Source organism: Sphingopyxis sp. (genome assembly GCF_035944815.1).
GTDB lineage: Bacteria > Pseudomonadota > Alphaproteobacteria > Sphingomonadales > Sphingomonadaceae > Sphingopyxis.
In genome coordinates, this window is sequence record NZ_DASZAU010000013.1 from 230,550 (window position 1) to 249,995 (window position 19,446).

The following is a 19,446-nucleotide window of genomic DNA, read 5'->3' on the forward strand; positions in this document are numbered from 1 at the left end:
TATGGCTGACGAAGTACAGAACGTCGAAGGCGCTGTCGAAGCGACCGAAAACACCGGCGCTCCCCGCCGTGGCCGCGGCGGCCGCGACGGTGGCCGTGGTGGTCGTGAAGGTGGCCGTGGCCGCCGCGACGACCGTCGCCCGCGCGACGAAGAAGGTGGTGAAGAGCTGATCGAAAAGCTCGTTCACATCAACCGCGTCTCGAAGACCGTGAAGGGCGGCAAGCGCTTCGGTTTCGCTGCGCTCGTCGTCGTCGGCGACGGCAAGGGCCGCGCCGGTTTCGGTCACGGCAAGGCGCGCGAAGTGCCTGAAGCCATTTCGAAGGCGACCGCTGCCGCCAAGAAGGCGATGATCCGCGTTCCGCTGCGCGACGGCCGTACACTGCACCATGACGGTCGCGGTGTGTTCGGCGCGGGCAATGTGACGCTGCGTTCGGCGCCCGCCGGTACCGGCATCATCGCCGGTGGCCCGATGCGCGCCGTGTTCGAATCGCTGGGCGTTGCAGACGTGGTGACCAAGTCGGTCGGCACCTCGAACCCATACAACATGATCCGCGCGACCTTCGAGGCGCTCGGTGAACAGACCAGCCCGAAGTCGGTCGCGCAGCGTCGCGGCAAGAAGGTTTCGGACCTGATCAAGCGTGGCGGTTCGTCCGACCGCGCAGCCGAGGCGGAAGCCGCGGCGGTGACGGAGTAAGACCATGGCCGACAAGAAGATCAAGATCCGCCAGATCGGCTCGCCGATCCGTCGTCCCAAGGGCCAGCGCGCCATCCTGACCGGCCTCGGCCTGGGCAAGATGAACCGCGAGGTCGAACTGGTCGACACCCCGGAAGTGCGCGGCATGATCCGCAAGCTTCCGCACATGGTGGAAGTCGTCGAGGGCTAAAGGCGCGTGAAGCTTTATCGCCTGTTGACCGGTCCCGACGACGCCGCCTTCTGTGCACGCGTCGAAGGGCTGCTCAACCGGGGATGGCAGCTTCACGGTAGCCCCTCGATTACCAGTGTCGATGGCCGCGGCTATGTCGCCCAGGCCATCGTGATGGAGAAAGCCGGGCCCTATCCCGGCTTTCAGCCGTCGAGTGAAATCGAACCGGACTGAAATCTCTCGGTCCCAGCGCGAACACAGCGAAAGCGAGTGCAACCATGACTATCAAGCTCAACGAACTTCGTGACAACAACGGCGCCCGCAAGGGCCGCATGCGCGTCGGACGCGGCATCGGCTCGGGTAAGGGCAAGACCGCCGGCCGCGGCCAGAAGGGCCAGAAGGCACGCAGCGGCGTCGCGATCAACGGCTTCGAGGGCGGCCAGATGCCGCTCCACATGCGGATCCCGAAGCGCGGCTTCAACAACATCTTCGGCAAGGACTTCGCGATCGTGAATCTGGGCATGATCCAGAAGCTCGTCGACGAAAAGAAGCTCGACGCGAAGGCGGTGGTTGATCACGCTGCGCTCAAGGCTGCCGGCGTGGCCCGTGGCGGCAAGGACGGCGTCCGTCTCCTCGCCAAGGGCGAACTCACCGCGAAGCTGAACTTCTCGGTCGCTGGCGCGTCGAAGGGCGCGATCGAAGCGGTCGAAAAGGCCGGTGGCAAGGTCGAGCTGCCCGAAGCCAAGCCCGAAGGCGATGGCAAGAAGGCCCAGCGCCGCGCCAAAGCCAAGGCGGAATAATCAAGGCGCAGGGGCGGCCCGGAATACGGTCCGCCCCTTCGTCGTTTGACGATCTGTACTTTCCCGTTCGATGCGAACGGATGACGCAGCCGGTATCGACGAGCTGCGTTGCAAAATAGGCCTTTCCCCTTGCGCTTCGTGACCGCCGAACGCACATAGGCGCCGGGTCGCGGGGGGCGCGGTCCGGACTATCCGAGGAAACTACCCATGGCCTCTCGTGCCGACCAGCTTGCTTCCAACCTGAACTTCTCGAAGTTCGGCCAGGCGACCGAACTCAAGAACCGCATCTGGTTCACGATCGGCGCGCTGATCGTCTTCCGCTTCCTGTCGTTCGTGCCGCTTCCCGGCGTCGACCCGGTTGCGCTGTCGCGCCTTTATTCGCAGGCCGCGTCGGGCGGCGTCCTCGACATCTTCAACACCTTTTCGGGCGGCAGCCTCGAGCGCATGAGCATCATCGCGCTCGGCGTCATGCCCTATATCACGGCGTCGATCGTCGTGCAGCTCGCCGCGGCGCTGTCGCCGAGCCTCGCCGCGCTCAAGAAAGAGGGCGAAAGCGGACGCAAGAAGCTCAACCAGTACACGCGTTACGGCACCGTCGCGCTGACCGCGATCCAGGGCTATTTCATCGCCGTCGGGCTCGAATCGCTCGGCGCGACTGCCGGCATCGCTGCGGTCGTCGACCCCGGCATGATGTTCCGCATCGGTGCGGTCATCTCGATCGTCGGCGGTACGCTGTTCCTGATGTGGCTCGGCGAACAGATCACCAGCCGCGGTATCGGCAACGGCGTGTCGCTCATCATCATGGCGGGCATTCTCGCCCAGCTGCCGCGCAGCTTTGCGCAGATGTTCACGCAGGTCCGCGAAGGTTCGATGGGCGGCGGTACGATCATCGCGGTGCTCGGCGGCGCGATCGTCATCATCGCCTTCATCAGCTTCATGGAACGCGCGCAGCGCCGCGTCCTCGTCCAATATCCGAAGCGTGCGACGCAGCGCGGCGTGATGCAGGCCGACCGCAGCCATCTGCCGCTCAAGGTCAACACCGCGGGCGTGATCCCGCCGATCTTCGCCTCGTCGCTGCTGCTGATGCCGCTGACGATCACCCAGATGATGGGCCAGAATGTCCAGGGCGATACCGCGACCGGCGATTTCCTGATCACGCTCAACCAGTATCTCGCGCACGGCCAGCCGCTCTACATGGCGCTCTATGCCGCGGGGATCATCTTCTTCTGCTTCTTCTACGTCGCGGTTGTCTTCAATCCCGAGGAAACCGCCGACAATCTGAAGCGCCAGAACGGCTTCATCCCCGGTATCCGCCCGGGCAAGAATACTGCCGCCTATCTCGACCATGTGCTGACGCGCATCACAGTGATCGGCGCGGCGTACCTCGCGGTCATCTGCCTCGTTCCCGAATATTTCATCGCGGGATCGGGCCTCCCGTTCCAGCTCGGCGGCACCAGCCTGCTGATTATCGTGAACGTGACGATCGACACGATCAGCCAGATCCAGAGCCACATGCTCGCGCATCAATATGGCGACCTCATCAAGAAGGCCAAATTGAAAGGCGGCGTTGCGCGGCGCTAAACGCCAAGCTACGGCAACTGCGACACGGCAGAGGCAACAGGGGCTTCCATGACGCTGAACATCATTTTGCTGGGCCCGCCGGGGGCGGGTAAGGGTACGCAGGCGTCGCGCCTCGAGGACGAGCATGGCATGGTCCAGCTCTCGACGGGCGACATGCTTCGCGCCGCGGTCAAGGCGGGCACGCCGATCGGCCTGCAGGCGAAGGCGGTGATGGACGCCGGCGAACTCGTCTCGGACGAAATCGTCTCGGGGCTGATCGGCGAACGGCTCGACGAACTCGGCGCGGATGTTTCGGTGATCTTCGACGGCTATCCGCGCACCGCGGCGCAGGCCGACGCGCTCGACACGATCCTGTCGACACGTAGCCGCAAGCTCGACCATGTCATCGAACTGCAGGTCGAGGAAGACGCGCTCGTCGACCGCATCACCGGCCGCTTCAGCTGCGCCAAGTGCGGCGCTGGCTATCACGACCGTTACAAGCTCCCCAAGGTGGAGAATGTCTGCGACGTTTGCGGGTCGGACGAATTCAAGCGCCGTCCCGACGACAATGAGGAAACGGTGCGCACCCGCATGGCCGAATATCGCGCCAAGACCGCACCGATCCTGCCGATCTATGAAGCGCGCGGCATCGTGACGCACGTCGACGGCATGGCGCCGATCGACCAGGTCAACGACGCGATCGAAACCATCCTCGCGGGCTGAGGCTAGCCAGTCTTCCCGGCGCCGGTTATTGTGGCGCAAAGGGGGGCTGGGCTCATGGGATTTTCCGGATATTTCGGGGCTGCCGCAATGGCAGCCGGGCTGGCGCTGGCACCCGCCGTGCACGCCAAGGTCGTCGATCAGGGCGAGGCGGGCTTTACCGTCGCGCACACGGCGCAGGTCGCCGCGACTCCCGCCGACGTGTGGAAAATGCTCCGCATGCCGCAGAATTGGTGGTCGAAGGACCATAGTTGGTCGGGCGACGCCGCTAATTTCTGGCTCGATTCGCAGGCCGGCGGCTGCTTCTGCGAAAAATTGCCCGACGCCGGCTCGGGCGTCGGCAGCGTCCAGCATGCGCGCATCCTCTTTTCGAAACCCAATCAGTTGCTGCGCCTCTCGGGCGCCTTCGGCCCGCTGCAGGGCGAAGCACTGAACGGAACGTTGACGATCCAGATCAAGGAAACGCCGACGGGCAGCGCGCTGCGCTTCGACTATGTCGTCGGCGGCTATATGCGCTTCAAGGTCGCCGAGATCGCCCCCGCCGTCGACACGGTGATCGGCGAGCAGCTCATCGGCCTCGCCAATGCGCTTGGCGGCGCGTTGCCGCCGACGCGCGATGAAAAGGCGGCGGCGGCCGAGGCAGCGAAACCGCCCGCCGTCGAAACGCCGCCCGAAAAGGACGAGAAGGACGAGCCCGGGCTCGATGCCGCGGTCGCCGATCTGGTCGCCGACGAACCCGAAGCCGCGCCTGACCGCCGTTAGGCGTCGGGTTTCCCGCGCAGCTTTGCGAGCGCAGCGAACGGCCCCGCCGCCTCTTCGCTGAGCACGCCCTTTTCGGCAAGGATGCGGTCTGCGTCGGGGTGGCGCGGAAAGGGGTCGAGCGCGAGCGAGAGCGTCTGCACCGCCGCTTCGCCGAGGTCGATCCGGTCGCCCTCGAGCGGCAGCAGGTCGAGGTCGTCGCTGCCGATCTCGATTTCCTCATCCTCGCTCGCGGGGGCATCGACGTGGCGTAGAAAGCGCAGGTCGAAGGGCTCGCTGATCGCCGCGGGGACGGGCAGGTCGGTCGCCGCACATTTCTGGACAAGGTCGGCCTGCACCTCGCCCTTCGCCGCGATCCCGCCGGCGACCGCGCGCACTTCGGCGGTCAGGACGAAATGGTCGAGCGCCGCAAGCCCCAGCCGCGCGGCTATCCGCGCCCGCGCATCGGCGTCGGCCTCGACAGCAATGGCGCGGCCGTGCGCTGCGTCGGCGAGCGTCACGACAAGCGAAAATTCGGGCGCCACGCTCAAGCCGCCGCTCCGGGAAGCCGGTCGGCGACGATGAGGTCGGATACCGGCATCGCTGCGAGCGCCGCGCGCAGCGCCGCGACCTCGGCCATCACATGCGCCAGCCCCGCATCGGCGGGGGCGTTGCCGCGCCACAGGTTGCGGACCAGCGCCGCGCGCAGTTCGTCCGAGCCGTCGGCGGCGCGATAGGCGCCGAGCCGCCCGCCCAGCGCGCTCATCATCCGGCCCACCTGCTTGCCGACGACCATGTCACCAAAGCCGATCTGGCGCATCTGGCCGTCCATGTCGTTCACGAACAATTCGGTGAGCTGGACGCCCGCCAGTCCCTGGTCGGGCTCCGCATCGATCCGGTGCAGCACGAGCGCCATCACCAGGCTGATCATGTCGAACCGACCGTCGAGCGTGTCTGGAACATGGCCCTCGGCATACCAGTGCGGCGCGCGCGCGGCGGCGACGACGGCATCCCACAGCGGGCGGCGCGCCTCGCGCGGATCGGGGTCGGATTTGAAGAGTTTTTGGAGCGAAGAAAACATGGTGATTCGCTTAGGCCGAATCACGTCGTCCGAAAAGGGCCGTGAGTCAGCTTGGCGCAAGCTTTGCCGCGGCATAAGCCGCTTGTATGCGTCGACCGCTTGCGGTTAAGAGGCGCGATTGCCAGCGCCGGAAAAAATGGCGCAACGGAGATATGTTGATGCCGACCCATTACCCGATGCTTCCCGCCCGGCCGATGCGCCTGATTGTCGCCGGGCTGGCGCTCGCGCTCGCCACCAGCGGCTGTGCGCAGCTCAAGGGCCGGCAGGGCTATGTCGTCGACCCGATGCTGACCGAAGCGATCACCCCGGGCGTCGACAACCGGGAATCGGTCGAAAAGACGCTGGGCCGCCCGACCTTCGTCGGCCAGTTCAGCGACAATGAATATTATTATGTCTCGCGCGAAACGCGGCAGCTGGCCTTCGCCAAGCCGCGTCCGGTGGGGCAGCAGGTGCTGCGCGTTCGCTTCGACCCCGCGGGCAATGTCGCCGCCGTCGATCGCACGGGGCTCGAACTGGTCAGCAAGATCAGCCCCGAAGGCGACAAGACGCCGACGCTCGGCCGTCACCGCAGCTTCTTCGAAGATATCTTTGGCAATATCGGCGCGGTCGGCGCGCCGGGCGCTGCAGGTCCCAGCCAGTAAGGCTCTCGGCCCGCTTCGGATAAAAAAGGGGCGGCGCGTTGGCGCCGCCCCTTTTTTATTGCGCGATCCCGCCCGCCGCGAGCACCGCGAGCGTGACGAGGTCCGATGCGGTCGACGCCATCGTCGCGACCTGCACCGGCTTTTCCATGCCGACGAGCATCGGGCCGATCACGGCACCGCCGCCGAGTTCGCGCAGCAGCTTCGCCGACAGGTTCGCCGACTGCAGCCCCGGCATGATCAGGACATTGGCCGGACCCGACAGGCGGCAGAAGGGATAATTTTTCATCACCTTCTCGTTCAGCGCGACGTCGGGCGCCATTTCGCCTTCATATTCGAAAGCGGGCTTCCGCTGGTCGAGGATCGATACGGCTTCGCGGATGCTTTCGAGCCAGCTGCCCTCGGGGTTGCCGAAGGTCGAATAGGACAGGAAGGCAACCCGCGGTTCGTGACCCATCCGCCGCGCGACCTGCGCGGTGCGTTCGGCGATATCGGCAAGCTGGTGCGCCGTCGGCCGTTCGTTGACCGTGGTGTCGGCCATGAAGATGGTGTGGTGCTGGTCGACCAGGATATGGATGCCGAACGGCGTCTTGCCCTCGGCATGGTCGATCACCCGCCGGACCTCGCGCATCGACTGCGAGTAAGTGCGCGTCGTGCCCGTGATCATCGCATCGCCGAGGCCCATTTTGAGCAGCAGCGATCCGAAGATGTTGCGGTCGCGGTTGACCATGCGCTCGACGTCGCGGCGCAGGTAACCGCGGCGCTGCAGCCGCTCGTACAGCATGTCGACCATCGCCGGCACATGCGGCGAATTGACGCTGTTGTGGACTTCGAAGCTTTCGGCATCGGCGACGCCCATCGCGCGCAGCTTGTCGTGCAGCCCCTCGCGCCCGACGAGCACCGGGATGCCGTATCCGCCGTCGCGGAACTGGATCGCGGCGCGCAGCACGACTTCCTCTTCGCCCTCGGCAAAGACGACGCGCTTCGGATTGTTGCGCGCGGCTTCATAGGCGAGCGTGAGAACCGACGTCGTCGGGTTGAGGCGCGCGCGAAGCTGGGTGCGATATTCCTCGAGATTTTCGATCGGCCGCTGCGCGACGCCGGTCTTCATCGCCGCCTCGGCGACCGCCGCCGGCACGATTTCCATCAGGCGCGGGTCGAAGGGGGAGGGGATGATATATTCGGGGCCAAAGCTCGACGCGCGCCCGCCATAGGCCGCGGCGACCTCTTCGGGCACCTGCTGGCGCGCAAGGTCGGCGATCGCATAGGCTGCAGCGATCTTCATTTCCTCGTTGATCGCGGTCGCATGGACGTCGAGCGCGCCGCGGAAGATGAAGGGGAAGCACAGCACATTGTTGACCTGGTTTGGATAGTCCGACCGGCCCGTCGCGATGATCGCGTCGGGACGCGCCGCGCGCGCATCGGGGGGCGAGATTTCGGGATCGGGGTTCGCCATCGCAAAGATGATCGGCGCAGGCGCCATGTCCTTCACCATTTCGGGCTTCAGCGCGCCCGCGGCCGACAGGCCGAGGAACACATCGGCGCCGACGAGCGCTTGGGTCAGGTCGCGCGCTTCGGTCGGCACCGCATGCGCCGACTTCCACTGGTCCATGCCGTCAGTGCGGCCCTGATAGATGGTGCCCTTGCGGTCGCACATGATGACATTTTCGTGCCGGACGCCCATCGCCTTGATCAGCGCGGTGCACGCGATCGCCGCGGCGCCGGCGCCGTTGACGACGACCTTCACCGTCGCAAGGTCGCGGCCCGTCAAATAACAGGCGTTGATCAGCCCGGCGGCGGTGATGATCGCGGTGCCATGCTGGTCGTCATGGAACACCGGAATGTTCATGCGCTCTTTCAGCGCGGCCTCGATGATGAAGCAATTGGGCGCGGCGATATCTTCGAGATTGATCCCGCCAAAGCTCGGCGCGAGCAGTTCGACCGCCTCGATGAAGCGCTGCGGGTCCTCGGTATCGACCTCGAGGTCGATCGAATCGACGTCGGCGAAGCGCTTGAACAGCACCGCCTTGCCTTCCATCACCGGCTTCGAGGCGAGCGCGCCGAGGTTGCCGAGCCCGAGGATCGCGGTCCCGTTGGAAATCACCGCGACCAGATTGCCCTTGATCGTATAGTCATAGGCCTTGGCGGGATCTTCGGCGATCGCATTGACCGGAACCGCCACGCCGGGCGAATAGGCAAGGCTCAGGTCGCGCTGCGTCGCCATCGGTTTCGACGCGACGATCTCGATTTTCCCGGGCCGTCCATAGGCGTGGTAAAGCAGGGCCTCGCGGTCCGAAAATTGCACCTTGCTGCCACTGTCCATCATTAATCCTCTCGATTGATCCACAAGATGCGCGCCCGAGCCCTTTCCCTAGCGTCGCCTTGGCGAAATGGAACCCGCGAATCGCGCGGCATGCTTGCCACGGACTCATATCCATACCAAAGCATGTCGCATGCCTGTCACCGCTCGCTCCGCAGCCAATTCGAATAATGCCGCGCCCGCCGCCACGCCGATGATGGCGCAATATTGGTCGCTCAAGGAGAAGGCGGGCGATTGCCTGCTCTTCTACCGCATGGGCGATTTTTTCGAACTCTTCTTCGACGATGCAAAGGCGGCCGCCTCGACGCTCGATATCGCTCTGACGTCGCGCGGCGAGCATGACGGACAGCCGGTAGCGATGTGCGGCGTGCCGGTGCATGCTGCCGAATCCTACCTCGCGCGGCTGATTCGTGCCGGGCATCGCGTCGCGATCGCCGAACAGGTCGAAACCCCCGCCGAAGCCAAGGCGCGCGGCGGGTCGAAGGCGCTCGTCGCACGCGACATCGTGCGGTTCGTCACCGCGGGCACGCTGACCGAGGAAAGCCTGCTCGAAGGATGCAGCGCGAACCGGCTCGCCGCGCTCGCACAAGTGGGTAGCGGCGGCGAGGTGGCGATTGCCGCGGCCGATATCTCGACCGGGCGCTTCGAGGTCGTCGCGGTTCCCGCGCAGGCGGTCGACGCCGAACTCGCGCGGCTCGCGCCATCGGAACTTTTGCTCAGCGAAAGCGCCGAAGACCTGCCTGTGTCGTCGGCGCGCCAGATCGTGCGCCGGCCCGCATCCGATTTTTCGAGCACGGCGGCACAGAAACGCCTCGAAAGCTTCTTCGGCGTCCAGACGCTCGACGGTTTCGGCCAGTTCTCGCGCGGCGAGGTCGCCGCGATGGGCGCGCTCGTCGCCTATCTCGACCATGTCGGCACCGGCGGACCGACCTTCCTCCAGCCGCCGCTACGCCATCTCGCGTCGGGCCGGATGGCGATCGACGCCGCGACGCGCGAAAGCCTCGAACTCGTGCGCACGATGGCCGGCGTGCGCGAGGGTAGCCTGCTCGGCACGATCGACCGCACCGTCACCGCGGCGGGCGCGCGCCTGCTCGCCGACGACCTTGCGAGCCCGCTGACCGACAAGGGGGCGATCCTCGACCGGCTCGACCTCGTCGACGGCCTCGCGCGCGACGCGCTGTGGCGCGGCGAATTGCGCGCATCGCTGCGTGCCTTGCCCGACGCGGGCCGGGCGCTCGGCCGCCTCGTCGCAGGACGCGGCGGGCCGCGCGACCTCGCGCAGCTTCGCGACGCGCTCGGCGGCGCGCGAATCTTGCGCGAACGGCTTGCGCGGCGAGCCGACCTGCCGCCGCTGCTCGCGCGCCTGCTGCCCGGGCTCGACGGCCATGGCACGCTCGTCGACGAACTCAGCCGCGCGCTCATCGAAACGCCGCCGGTCGATGCAGCGCAGGGCGGCTATGTCGCCGAAGGCTATGACCATGCGCTCGACGCGCTGCGCGAAACCGCGCGCGACGGGCGCAAGGCGATCGCCGCGCTCGAAGCCGACTATCGCGACCGCACCGGCATCGCCTCATTGAAGATCCGCCACAACGGCGTGCTCGGCTATCATGTCGAAGTGCCCGCGAAGCATGCCGACGCGCTGATGGCGCCCGAGTCGGGCTTCACCCACCGCCAGACGCTCGCCGGCGTCGTGCGCTTCAATTCCTCCGACCTGCACGAAGCCGCGAGCCGCGTGACGCAGGCAGGCGTCCACGCGGTCGCGGCCGAGGCGGCGCATCTCGAAGCGCTGACCGACGCCGCGATCGCGCGGCGCGAAGCGATTGCCGCCTCGTGCGACGTGCTCGCGCGAATCGATGTTGCGGCCGCGCTCGCCGATCATGCGATGAGCCATAATTGGTGTCGCCCCGATCTTGCCGACACCCCGTGCCTTGACGTCACCGGCGGCCGCCATCCGGTGGTCGAGGCGGCGCTCGCCAGATCGGGCGAGCGTTTCGTGCCGAACGATGTCTCGCTGTCGGAAAGCGACCGGCTCTGGCTCGTCACCGGCCCGAACATGGGCGGTAAATCGACCTTCCTCCGGCAGAATGCGCTGATCGTCGTGCTCGCGCAGGCGGGCGGTTTCGTCCCCGCCGCGGCGGCAAGGCTCGGGCTCGTCGACCGGCTGTTCAGCCGCGTCGGCGCGAGCGATAATCTCGCGCGCGGGCGCTCGACCTTCATGGTCGAAATGGTCGAAACCGCGGCGATTCTCGCGCAGGCGACCCCGCAAAGCTTCGTCATTTTGGACGAGGTCGGGCGCGGTACCTCGACCTACGACGGGCTCGCGCTCGCCTGGTCGGTGGTCGAGGCGGTGCACGAGGTCAACCGGTGCCGCTGCCTCTTCGCTACCCATTACCACGAGCTGACGCGCCTCGCCGAAACGCTGAACGCGCTCTCGCTCCATCATGTCCGCGCGCGCGAATGGCAGGGCGACCTCGTGCTGCTCCACGAACTGGCCGATGGGCCCGCCGACCGCAGCTACGGCCTTGCCGTCGCGCGTCTTGCGGGGGTTCCGACAGGCGTCGTAAAACGCGCCGAGGCGGTGCTTGCGAAGCTCGAGGCGGGGCGCGAGGCGACCGGCGGGCTCGCCGCGGGACTCGACGACCTGCCGCTGTTCGCCGCGACGCTTGCCGAGGCGCCCGCGGCGGTCAAGGATGCGCTGCGCGAAGCGCTCGCGGGGATCGACCCCGACGCGCTCGCCCCGCGTGAGGCGCTCGACGCGCTTTATTCGCTCAAGCGGCTGATGGCGGACGAGGCATGAGCGACCTGTTCGATAGTCTCGACAATCGCCGCGCGATCATCGATCGCCGGATGCTGTCGGGGCGGCTCGACGAGATTGCGGGCGAAACGAGCGATACCGGCAAGCGCCGCCGCGCGATGGTCGCGCTGCTCCGCGATGCGCTCGACCAGGGGCGCGCCGAGATCGAGCAGCGCTTGCTCGACCATCCCTCGTCGGGCCGGCTCGCCGCCAGCGCGACGGCATTCCTGATCGACCAGATCGTCCGTCTCAGTCATGATTTCACCGTCGATCACCTCTACCCGTCGGGCAATCGTTCGGCGGGCGAGCGCATCACGCTGATCGCGGTCGGCGGCTATGGCCGCGGCGAGATGGCGCCGTTCAGCGACATCGACATCGGCTTCCTGACGCCGTTCAAGCAGACGAGCTGGACCGAACAGGTGATCGAGGCACAGCTCTACACGCTCTGGGACCTCGGGCTGAAGGTCGGCCATTCGTCGCGCTCGCTCGACGAGATGGTGCGTGCGGCGAAGGAGGATCTCACGATCCGCACCGCGCTCCTTGAAGGGCGCTTCATCTGGGGCGACCGCGACCTCTACGACCAGGCGTCGGCGCGTTTCGACGCCGAGGTCGTCGCGGGCAATGCGCGCGCGTTCGTCGCCGAAAAGCTCGCCGAACGCGACGAGCGGCACAAGAGGATGGGCGATTCGCGCTATGTCGTCGAACCCAATGTGAAGGAAGGGAAGGGCGGTCTGCGCGACCTCCACACGCTGTTCTGGATCGGCAAGTTCATCCACCGCGTGCGCACCGTCCCCGAGCTCGTCGATGCCGGGCTGATGTCGGCGCGCGAACTCCGGCAGTTCGAACGCGCCGAGAATTTCCTCCTCGCCGTCCGCTGCCACCTCCACATCCTCGCCGGACGTGCCGAGGATCGGCTGACCTTCGATTTCCAGCCCGAGATCGCGCGGCGGATGCACTTCGCCGACCGGCCGGGCAAGAGCGCGGTCGAGCGCTTCATGCAGCTCTATTTCCTCCACGCCAAAAGCGTCGGCGACGTCACGGGCACCTTCCTCGCGCACCTCGACGACCAGATGGCGGCGCGCGGGCGGCGCTTCCTGCCGACGATCCGCCGCCGTCCGGGCAAGCTCCACGGCTTCGTGCTCGACCGCGGCCGGCTTGCGCTGCCGTCGGACGATTTCTTCCAGCAGGATCCGGTGCGGCTGGTCGAGATTTTTGCGCTCGCCGACAAACATGGGCTCGAAATCCATCCGCAGGCGATGCGGCAGGCGCGCCACGACGCCAAGCTGATCGAAACGCAGGGGGTGCGCCGGATCGCGCGCGCGAACGAATTGTTCCTCGACGTGCTCACCAGCCCGCGCGATCCCGAAACGGTGCTGCGCTGGATGAACGAGGCGGGGGTGTTCGGCCGCTTCGTGCCCGACTTCGGCCGCGTCGTCGCGCAGATGCAGTTCGACATGTATCATCATTATACGGTCGACGAGCATACGATCCGCGCGATCGGGCTGCTCGCCGATATCGAACAGAACCGGCTGAAGGACGATCATCCGCTGTCGACCGCGATCATGGACCAGATCCATTCGCGGCGCGTCATCTATGTCGCGGTGCTGCTGCACGACATCGCCAAGGGGCGCGGCGGCGACCATAGCATCCTCGGCGCCGAACTTGCCCTTCGCGTCTGCCCGCGGCTGGGGCTGAGCGAGGCGGAGACCGAGACTGTCTCGTGGCTCGTGCGCTATCATCTCCTCATGTCGGCGACCGCTTTCAAGCGCGACCTCGCCGATTTCAAGACGATCCTCGACTTTGCGCAGCTCGTCCAGTCACCCGAACGCCTGCGCCTGCTCCTCGTGCTCACCGTCGTCGACATCCGCGCGGTCGGACCCGGCGTGTGGAACAGCTGGAAACGCCAGCTCTTGACCGAATTGTTCGACGCGGCCGAGGAAGTCCTTCGGCTCGGCCACAAACAAAAGGGCCGCGAAGCGCGGATCGCGGCCAAGAAGGAAGCCGCCGCCGACATCCTCGGTCTCGATGCCAAGGCCTTCGCCAGGCTGATCAAGCCGCTCCCCGAAAGCTACTGGATCGCCGAGCCGGTCGAGGTGATCGTCGCCAACCTTCGCCATATCCGCGAGGCGGGCGACGCGCCGCTCCACATCGCGGCGGTCCCCGACGAGGACCGCGGCGCGACGCTCGTGATGGTCCTCGCCGCCGACCATCCGGGGCTGTTCTACCGCATGGCGGGCGGAATCCACCTTGCCGGCGGCAATATCATCGACGCGCGCATCCACACGACGCGCGACGGCCTCGCGCTCGACAATTTCCTCGTCCAGGATCCGCTCGGCCGTCCCTTTGCCGAAGCCGGGCAGATCGGCCGCCTGACCCGTGCGATCGAGGACGCGCTCGCCAACCGCCACAAATTGCTGCCGAAACTCGAAGCGCGCGCGCTGCCGCGCACCCGCGCCGAGGCCTTTCGTGTCGCCCCCAATGTCTTCGTCGACAACAAGGCGTCGAACCGCTTCACGGTGATCGAGATCAACGCGCAGGATCGCCCCGCGCTCCTCAACCAGCTCGCCTATGCGCTTTTCCAGTCCAAGGTGACGGTGCACAGCGCGCATGTCGCCACCTATGGCGAGCGCGCGGTCGACACCTTCTATGTCACCGATCTGATCGGCGACAAGATCGACAGTACGGCGCGCGTGAAGAGCCTTGAGAAACGTCTTCTCGAAGCCGCAACGAGCCAGAGCGAGGACGCGGTGGCGGCTTGACCGGTTGGGGGTGTGGAGCGGACGTTTGCTTCATCGTCATCCCGGGCTTGACCCGGGACCCGCCTTCCTTCTTTCGCCGTCGGATCAAAGACAAGGCAGGCCCCGGGTCAAGCCCGGGGTGACGGAAATGGAACGTCGGCGACCGTCCGCTTCCGGTCGAACGCCGACACTCCGTCTATCGTTCATCCGTCCCCCGGCCCCGTCATCATGGCCGCGGCGGCGAGGATGCCGCCGTTGAACCGCTGCGACAGCGCGGCATCGGGGATGGCGTTGAACGCGTGGATCGCCCCCGCATAGCTGTGCAGGTCGACCGGCACGCCGGCTGCGACGAGCCGCCGCGCATAGTCGAGATTCTCGTCGAAGAAGAGGTCGAGGCTGCCAGTCGCGATATAGGCGGGGGGCAGGTTCGACAGATCCTCGGCGAGGCTCGGCGAAAACCAGCCGCGCCGCGCGTCGTCGGCCTTGTAGTCGCCCCGCAGCGCGCGCCAGCCGAAACGGTTGCTCGCGCGCGTCCAAATGAATTCGCCGGTCGCGGGGTTGTCGTATGGACAGGCGTCGCTGCCTGTCCGATGATCGAGCATCGGATAGGTCAGGAGCTGCCCCGCGATCGCCGGCCCGCCAAGGTCGCGTGCCATGATGGCGAGCGCGGCCGCCAGCCCGCCGCCCGCACTTTCGCCCGCGACGACGATCCGCTCCGGGGCGAAGCCGAGCGCGTCGGCCTGCGCCGCGAGCCAGCTTAGCGCCGAATGGCAATCCTCCTGCGGCGCGGGAAAGGGATGTTCGGGGGCGAGGCGATATTCGACCGATACGACGGGCACGCCCGCCGCCATCGCCAGCGCGGCGGGTCCGGCCTGTATCTGCCGTGCCGAACCCATCACCATGCCGCCGCCATGAATATGCAGGATCGCTCCGCGGCGGGGATCGCGTGTCGCCGGACGATAGAGGAAGGCCATGATGTCCGGTCCGCCATGAACCGATGGGATCGTCACCTCTTCGGGCACGATCGCCGGTGGCGGCAGGAAGGAATAGGTTTCCGCCGCCCTGGCGCGAATCTGCCCGATCGGCGCCGCATTGAGGTCGACGCGGGGGAACAGGTCGATGATCGGCGCAATCTCGCGGTCGACGAGGTGACGGGTGTCCATGGCAAATTTCTCCCGGAATCTGTTGCCCGAACAAAATGCATGAAATCCGCTTCATGCTCCAGCCCGCATGGGCCTGTTCCGGATGTCGAATCCTCCAACCCCGTTCGCATCGAGCCCTTCGACTGCCTTGGCAGGCGCTCAGGATAGACTTGGGCTGTTGGCCGAAGTCGAGATGCCCTTCGGGCCAGGCGCTTAGTCGATGGGTGTCTCGACTTCGCTCGACACGAACGGGAAGCGAGAAAGGTCCGAATGCGACCGGAAGCTGCCCCATCCATCATCGTCACCCCGGACTTGATCCGGGGTCCACGCCTTCAGCGCCGCGATGGATCCCGGATCAAGTCCGGGATGACGAATATTGGGAGTGGCAACTAACCACCCCCAACCGGGCTTTCCGGCGAGGGCCGAATTTCGCCGGCTTATCCGCGCAGCGTCGCCCCCGCCTTCGCCGCCGCGGCCACCACCTTGTCGGCGATCGCCTTCAGTTCGGCGTCGGTGAAGCTCTTTTCGAGCGGCTGCAGCTCGACCTCGACCGCGAGGCTCACCTGTCCTTCGGGCACCCCCTGCCCGGCGAAGCGGTCGAAGAGGCGTGCATCGACGATGCTTGCCTTGTCGGCGCCGCGGATCGCGCGCACGAGGTCGGCGGCGGTCAGGCTCGTCGGCGCGAGGAAAGCGAAGTCGCGGCGCACCGATTGCAGCGCGGGCGGCGTGAAGGCCGCGCGCGCGGGCCCGCTCGCGCGCTTACCCGGGATCGCATCGAGGAAGATCTGCACCGCCATCACCGGGCCATCGACGTCGAAGGTGCGGGTGAGCGCGGGGTGGAGCGCGCCGAACTCGGCGAGCACCGCCTTGGGGCCGAGCCGCAATGTCGCCGACTGGCCGGGATGCCAGATATTGCCGGTCGTGACGGCTTCCATCACCTGCAGGCGGTCGGCCGGCGCACCCGCCGCGTCGAGCAGCGCCAGCGCTGCGGCCTTGGCGTCGAACGCGTCGAACGGCGCGGCCTTGCCCGCCTGCCAGCCGCGCGCGCGCTTGTCGCCCGCCATCAGGATCGCCAGCGTCGGATGTTCGGCGTCGGCCAGATAGCGGCGGCCGATCTCGAACAGGCGGATGCTGTCGGCGCCGCGATTCTGGTTGCGCTGCGCCGCGGCGAGCAGGCCGGGCAGCAGCGACGGGCGCATGACCTTCAGCTCTTCGCTGATCGGATTGGCGAGGCTCCACGCGCCGCCGCCGAAAGGTGCGGCCTCGGCCTCGCCGATGAACGACCAGGTCACGGCTTCGTCGAACCCGGCGGCAGCGGCGGCGCGGCGCAGGCGGCGCTCGGTCAGCTGTTCGGCGGTCGCGGTCGGTTTGGCGACGCCGTCGGTTCGCGGCAGCGCGACCGACGCGATCGCGTCGAACCCGGTGATGCGCGTGACTTCCTCGACGACATCGGGGGCGGCATCCATGTCGCGGCGCCAGCTCGGCACCGACACCTGCCAGCGGCTGCCCTGTTCGATGATGGCGAAACCGAGCGAGGCAAGGATCTCCTGCTGCCGTTCGGGGGCGATTTCGATCCCGCCGAGCGTTGCCGACAGCGCGGGGTCGTAATCGATCGTCTTCACTTCGGCGGGCGGCGTGCCCGCGCGCGTCACCGTTGACGGATTGCCGCCGCAGATATTCAGGATATGCGCGGTGACGATCGCCGTCGCGTCGTCGAGGAACGCCGGGTCGACCCCGCGCTCGAACCGGCTGCGCGCGTCGCTCGACAGGCCGAGCGCCTGCCCGGTGAGCGCGATGCGTTCGGGGGTGAAATAAGCGATCTCGATCAGGACGTCGGTCGTCGTCTCGCTGCATCCCGAATGTTCGCCGCCCATGATGCCCGCGATGTCGTGGACCTCATTGTCGTCGGCGATCACCGTCATCGTGTCGGTGAGGCGATATTCCTTGCCGTTCAATGCGACCGCCGTCTCGCCGTCCTTTGCGCGGCGCGCGACGAGCGCACCATTCAGCTTGGCGCGGTCATAGATATGGCTGGGGCGGCCAAGGTCGAACATCACATAATTGCTGATGTCGACAAGCGCCGAGATCGAGCGCTGGCCGACCGCTTCCAGTCGGCGGCGCATCCATTCGGGCGCGGTACCGTTGGTGACGCCGCCGATCGTGCGGCCGAAGAAGGCGGGGCAGGCTTCGACATCGTCGGTGCGGATTTCGGTCGCGGGTGCGCCCTCGCCGATGATCGTCGGGACGTCGAGCGGCTTCAGCGTGCCGAGCCCTGCGGCGGCGAGGTCGCGCGCGATGCCGCGCACGCCCATGCAATCCTGCCGGTTGGGGGTGATCGAAATGTCGACCACCGGATCGTTCGCGCCGCTGTATTCGGCAAAGGGGGTGCCGATGGGCGCGTCGGCGGAAAGCTCGATGATCCCGTCATGGTCGTCGCCGAGTTCGAGCTCGCGCGTCGAGCACATCATACCGTTCGATTCGACCCCGCGGACGGCGGCGACCTTCAGCTCCATGCCGTTTGCGGGAACGACCGCGCCGGGCAGGCCGAGCACGCCCACCAGGCCCGCGCGCGCATTGGGCGCACCGCAGACGACGGTCAGCGGCGCGGCGCCGTCGCCCGTGTCGACGGTCAGTACCTGCAATTTGTCGGCCTGCGGATGCTTTTCGGCGGTCAGCACCTTGGCGACGCGGAAACCGGTGAGTTTCTCGGCCGGATTCTCGACGCCTTCGACCTCGTGGCCGATGCGGTTCAATGTCGCGACCACATCGGTGACGCCATAGTCGCCGCCCAGATGCTCGCGGAGCCAGTCGAGGGTGATCTTCATGCCGAAATCCCCCCGCTCAGCGTGGGTACCGACAGCGCGCCGAACCCGTAATGCGACAGCCAGCGCAGGTCGCCGTCGAAGAAGGCGCGCAGGTCGTCCATGCCATATTTGAGCATGGCGAGCCGGTCGACGCCGACGCCGAAGGCAAAGCCCTGCCATTCGTCGGGGTCGAGCCCGCAATTGGCGATCACGCGGCGGTTGACCATGCCGCTGCCGAGCAGCTCCATCCACGCATGGCCTTCGTCGTCGCCGTTGCCGCCGACGACGCGGCGGCCCTTTTCATGGCGATAGCCGACATCGACCTCCGCCGATGGTTCGGTGAAGGGGAAGTAGCTCGGGCGCAGGCGCAGCACGATGTCGTCGCGCTCGAAATAGGCCTTCAGGAAAGTTTCGAGCGTCCATTTGAGGTGGCCCATATGGATGCCGCGATCGATGACGAGACCTTCGACCTGATGGAACATCGGCGTGTGCGTCGCATCGCTGTCGCTGCGATAGACGCGACCGGGCGCTATGATCCTGATCGGGGGCTCCTGCGACATCATCGTGCGAATCTGCACCGGAGACGTGTGCGTCCGGAGCAGCATCTTCTGGCCCTCGGCATTGGCGTCGGGGAAATAGAAGGTGTCGTGCATCGCGCGCGCCGGATGCGTCTCGGGAATGTTGAGCGCGGTGAAGTTGCGCCAGTCGTCCTCGATCTCGGGACCCGTCGCGACGGCAAAGCCCATGTCGGCGAAGATTTCGGCGAGTTCGTCCATCACCTGGCTGACCGGATGGACGCTCCCGCGCGGGCCTGCGTCGGCTGGCAGCGACATGTCGATCGCTTCGGCCGCCAGCTTCACGTCGAGCGCGGCTGCATCGAGCGTGGCCTTGCGCTCGGCGAGCGCCGCGGTGACCGTTTCGCGCAGGGCGTGGATTTCGGGCCCGCGTGCCTGCCGCTCCTCCGGGTTCATGCCGCCCAGCGTCTTGAGCAGCGCGGTGATGCTGCCCGCCTTGCCGAGCGCTTCGATACGCAGCGCCTCGATCGCGCCGGCGTCGGTGGCCGCTTCAATTTCGCCCAGCATCCGGGTCCGGATGGCTTCGATATCGCTCATCGTCATTGTCCTGTTCCGGCGGCATTCGCGCTGCCGGCGTGTTTTTCGTGTCTGTAAGGATATGGCGGCTGGCCGCCCGTCCGTCGCCTGCCGCTTGCACCGAACACGCGGCGTGGGTCAAGCCACTTGGCGGGAA

At 66.8% G+C, this 19,446-nt stretch carries 16 protein-coding genes; 10 read left to right on the plus strand and 6 right to left on the minus strand.

The window, feature by feature from the left end:
- Position 1 precedes the first annotated feature (1 nt).
- The 7 genes from rpsE to VGU00_RS18575 all read left to right on the plus strand — a co-directional run bounded on the left by rpsE (position 2) and on the right by VGU00_RS18575 (position 4,705).
- Positions 2-694, plus strand: a complete 693-nt coding sequence (gene rpsE / locus VGU00_RS18545) for a 30S ribosomal protein S5 (protein ID WP_327471178.1) — start codon at positions 2-4, stop codon at positions 692-694.
- 4 nt (positions 695-698) lie between these two features.
- Positions 699-884: a 50S ribosomal protein L30 gene (gene rpmD, locus VGU00_RS18550; protein ID WP_058806655.1), complete on the plus strand. Its 186-nt coding sequence runs from the start codon at positions 699-701 to the stop codon at positions 882-884.
- A 6-nt stretch (positions 885-890) separates the two neighbouring features.
- Positions 891-1,097, plus strand: coding sequence for a DUF1737 domain-containing protein (locus tag VGU00_RS18555; protein ID WP_167920379.1), 207 nt, complete (start codon positions 891-893; stop codon positions 1,095-1,097).
- A gap of 44 nt (positions 1,098-1,141) precedes the next feature.
- Positions 1,142-1,663, plus strand: coding sequence for a 50S ribosomal protein L15 (rplO, locus tag VGU00_RS18560; protein WP_327471183.1), 522 nt, complete (start codon positions 1,142-1,144; stop codon positions 1,661-1,663).
- A 207-nt stretch (positions 1,664-1,870) separates the two neighbouring features.
- A complete protein-coding gene (gene secY, locus VGU00_RS18565; RefSeq protein WP_327471185.1) occupies positions 1,871-3,244 on the plus strand; it encodes a preprotein translocase subunit SecY in 1,374 nt (457 codons plus the stop codon).
- A 48-nt stretch (positions 3,245-3,292) separates the two neighbouring features.
- Complete coding sequence (locus VGU00_RS18570; protein ID WP_327471187.1) at positions 3,293-3,946, plus strand: adenylate kinase; 654 nt, start codon at positions 3,293-3,295, stop codon at positions 3,944-3,946.
- A gap of 87 nt (positions 3,947-4,033) precedes the next feature.
- On the plus strand, positions 4,034-4,705 hold the full coding sequence (locus VGU00_RS18575; RefSeq protein WP_327471189.1) for a hypothetical protein: 672 nt from the start codon (positions 4,034-4,036) through the stop codon (positions 4,703-4,705).
- Here VGU00_RS18575 and VGU00_RS18580 read toward each other — a convergent pair.
- A complete protein-coding gene (locus tag VGU00_RS18580; RefSeq protein ID WP_327471764.1) occupies positions 4,702-5,226 on the minus strand; it encodes a DUF177 domain-containing protein in 525 nt (174 codons plus the stop codon). The genes VGU00_RS18575 and VGU00_RS18580 overlap by 4 nt on opposite strands.
- Before the next feature lie 2 nt (positions 5,227-5,228).
- The gene (locus tag VGU00_RS18585; protein WP_327471191.1) at positions 5,229-5,762 is read right to left on the minus strand and encodes a ubiquinol-cytochrome C chaperone family protein; all 534 of its coding nucleotides are present in this window, start codon (positions 5,760-5,762) and stop codon (positions 5,229-5,231) included.
- Between the two features lie 152 nt (positions 5,763-5,914).
- Between VGU00_RS18585 and VGU00_RS18590 the strand changes: the two genes are divergently transcribed.
- The gene (locus VGU00_RS18590; RefSeq protein WP_327471193.1) at positions 5,915-6,403 is read left to right on the plus strand and encodes an outer membrane protein assembly factor BamE; all 489 of its coding nucleotides are present in this window, start codon (positions 5,915-5,917) and stop codon (positions 6,401-6,403) included.
- A 55-nt stretch (positions 6,404-6,458) separates the two neighbouring features.
- Here the strand turns inward: VGU00_RS18590 and VGU00_RS18595 are convergent, their stop codons facing one another.
- Positions 6,459-8,723 (minus strand): NADP-dependent malic enzyme, encoded by a 2,265-nt coding sequence (locus VGU00_RS18595; protein WP_327471766.1) that lies wholly within the window; start codon positions 8,721-8,723, stop codon positions 6,459-6,461.
- A gap of 130 nt (positions 8,724-8,853) precedes the next feature.
- On the opposite strand from VGU00_RS18595, the gene mutS reads away from it, so the two are divergent.
- Positions 8,854-11,517, plus strand: a complete 2,664-nt coding sequence (mutS, locus tag VGU00_RS18600) for a DNA mismatch repair protein MutS (RefSeq protein WP_327471195.1) — start codon at positions 8,854-8,856, stop codon at positions 11,515-11,517.
- The gene (locus VGU00_RS18605; RefSeq protein WP_327471197.1) at positions 11,514-14,273 is read left to right on the plus strand and encodes a [protein-PII] uridylyltransferase; all 2,760 of its coding nucleotides are present in this window, start codon (positions 11,514-11,516) and stop codon (positions 14,271-14,273) included. The genes mutS and VGU00_RS18605 overlap by 4 nt, the downstream gene beginning before the upstream one ends.
- 182 nt (positions 14,274-14,455) lie before the next feature.
- Here the strand turns inward: VGU00_RS18605 and VGU00_RS18610 are convergent, their stop codons facing one another.
- From VGU00_RS18610 to pheS, 3 genes are all read right to left on the minus strand, one after another.
- Complete coding sequence (locus VGU00_RS18610) at positions 14,456-15,415, minus strand: alpha/beta hydrolase (protein WP_327471199.1); 960 nt, start codon at positions 15,413-15,415, stop codon at positions 14,456-14,458.
- Between the two features lie 416 nt (positions 15,416-15,831).
- Positions 15,832-18,219, minus strand: coding sequence for a phenylalanine--tRNA ligase subunit beta (pheT, locus tag VGU00_RS18615; RefSeq protein WP_327471200.1), 2,388 nt, complete (start codon positions 18,217-18,219; stop codon positions 15,832-15,834).
- On the minus strand, positions 18,216-19,280 hold the full coding sequence (pheS, locus tag VGU00_RS18620) for a phenylalanine--tRNA ligase subunit alpha (protein WP_414713590.1): 1,065 nt from the start codon (positions 19,278-19,280) through the stop codon (positions 18,216-18,218). The genes pheT and pheS overlap by 4 nt, the downstream gene beginning before the upstream one ends.
- Positions 19,281-19,446 lie beyond the last annotated feature (166 nt).

Excerpts from the sequence above, each read along its gene's own strand:
- rpsE (WP_327471178.1), top strand. The coding sequence starts at position 2 with ATGGCTGACGAAGTACAGAACGTCGAAGGCGCTGTCGAAGCGACCGAA.
- rpmD (WP_058806655.1), top strand. The coding sequence starts at position 699 with ATGGCCGACAAGAAGATCAAGATCCGCCAGATCGGCTCGCCGATCCGT.
- rplO (WP_327471183.1), top strand. The coding sequence starts at position 1,142 with ATGACTATCAAGCTCAACGAACTTCGTGACAACAACGGCGCCCGCAAG.
- secY (WP_327471185.1), top strand. The coding sequence starts at position 1,871 with ATGGCCTCTCGTGCCGACCAGCTTGCTTCCAACCTGAACTTCTCGAAG.
- VGU00_RS18570 (WP_327471187.1), top strand. The coding sequence starts at position 3,293 with ATGACGCTGAACATCATTTTGCTGGGCCCGCCGGGGGCGGGTAAGGGT.
- VGU00_RS18575 (WP_327471189.1), top strand. The coding sequence starts at position 4,034 with ATGGCAGCCGGGCTGGCGCTGGCACCCGCCGTGCACGCCAAGGTCGTC.
- VGU00_RS18585 (WP_327471191.1), bottom strand. The coding sequence starts at position 5,762 with ATGTTTTCTTCGCTCCAAAAACTCTTCAAATCCGACCCCGATCCGCGC.
- VGU00_RS18590 (WP_327471193.1), top strand. The coding sequence starts at position 5,915 with ATGTTGATGCCGACCCATTACCCGATGCTTCCCGCCCGGCCGATGCGC.
- VGU00_RS18595 (WP_327471766.1), bottom strand. The coding sequence starts at position 8,723 with ATGGACAGTGGCAGCAAGGTGCAATTTTCGGACCGCGAGGCCCTGCTT.
- mutS (WP_327471195.1), top strand. The coding sequence starts at position 8,854 with ATGCCTGTCACCGCTCGCTCCGCAGCCAATTCGAATAATGCCGCGCCC.
- VGU00_RS18605 (WP_327471197.1), top strand. The coding sequence starts at position 11,514 with ATGAGCGACCTGTTCGATAGTCTCGACAATCGCCGCGCGATCATCGAT.
- VGU00_RS18610 (WP_327471199.1), bottom strand. The coding sequence starts at position 15,415 with ATGGACACCCGTCACCTCGTCGACCGCGAGATTGCGCCGATCATCGAC.
- pheT (WP_327471200.1), bottom strand. The coding sequence starts at position 18,219 with ATGAAGATCACCCTCGACTGGCTCCGCGAGCATCTGGGCGGCGACTAT.
- pheS (WP_414713590.1), bottom strand. The coding sequence starts at position 19,280 with ATGCTGGGCGAAATTGAAGCGGCCACCGACGCCGGCGCGATCGAGGCG.